Origin of the sequence: Campylobacter sp. CNRCH_2007_0968H (genome assembly GCF_025773245.1) — a bacterium.
In the GTDB taxonomy this organism is placed as follows: Bacteria; Campylobacterota; Campylobacteria; order Campylobacterales; family Campylobacteraceae; genus Campylobacter_D; species Campylobacter_D lari_D.
This window is the reverse complement of the sequence record NZ_JAKMTQ010000048.1, coordinates 1-968: the sequence shown is the minus strand read 5'-3', so window position 1 is coordinate 968 and position 968 is coordinate 1. Positions and strand designations below refer to the sequence as shown.

The following is a 968-nucleotide window of genomic DNA, read 5'->3' as shown; positions in this document are numbered from 1 at the left end:
ATCTTGTCATTTTCTATCCTTTATTATGGTATTTGTTTGATAAAACCTAATAAATTATATAGTTTATAATTGCAATATTTTCATATGATTAATTTTCATATACCATAACTTCACTAAAACTAAAACCTAATAAATTGTTTTCTCTCACTATTTTTCTAAATTCACTTGATACAAAAACAGGTATTTCATCATCTTTAATTCTAAATATATGACTTCCATCAAGTTTTGATTTTTTTAAAACAGCCTTAGTAATACTTAGATATTCATTATTATCACCCATATAAGTATATACAGAATGTTCATAATCTAAAGCCTCAAGTGATTTTGTTACATGCATAATTTTACAATCATAATAATTTATTTCCTGACTTTTAATTTCTACATCTAAATATTGCACACAATCTTTGATTAAATCTTGCATTAAATTTATAAATTTAGGAGAGACTATACGCCAACCACAGTCATTGTGTATAAGATCAGTCAGTATTTTACCATCATCTTTGTCTATTTCAAAACTAGGTGTTTGCCAATTTGTAATAGGTTTGGATTCTAAAAGTGTATATTCATCGTTATTTTTTATATCTACAAGATCACAAGAGTGCCAATTATCCACATCGTTATGATTATAGTTATACATCATTTTATAATATCTCATTATTTTCTCTCCTTATAGTATTCTTTATTAAGTAAAGCAGGATTATTTTTGACTTCTTCTTTTAGTTTTTCAAATTCTTTTAAAAATTTATTCTTATTTCCTCTTGCTATTTTATCAATTTTACTCATTTTTTCAAGAATATATTCATGGTATTCATTAGGATGTCTTCCGCGATGTGGCATTTTAACTTTGTTCCAATCTCCATCCAATTCCAAGTTATATTTTTTTGTTATTTTTCGAAATTCTTTAGTAAATTTTTTATTCTTATCAGTAGCAATATGATGGGTTTGAATTGGTGATTGTTTGTTATCAT

At 25.0% G+C, this 968-nt stretch carries 2 protein-coding genes; both read right to left on the bottom strand.

Annotation, left to right across the window (positions count from 1 at the left end):
• Window positions 1-88: 88 nt before the first annotated feature.
• Window positions 89-655, bottom strand: coding sequence for an imm11 family protein (locus L8Y18_RS08570; RefSeq protein ID WP_263676669.1), 567 nt, complete (start codon window positions 653-655; stop codon window positions 89-91).
• On the bottom strand, window positions 655-968 hold a 314-nt coding region (locus tag L8Y18_RS08565; protein ID WP_263676668.1), incomplete at its 5' end, for an AHH domain-containing protein. The genes L8Y18_RS08570 and L8Y18_RS08565, both read right to left, overlap by 1 nt.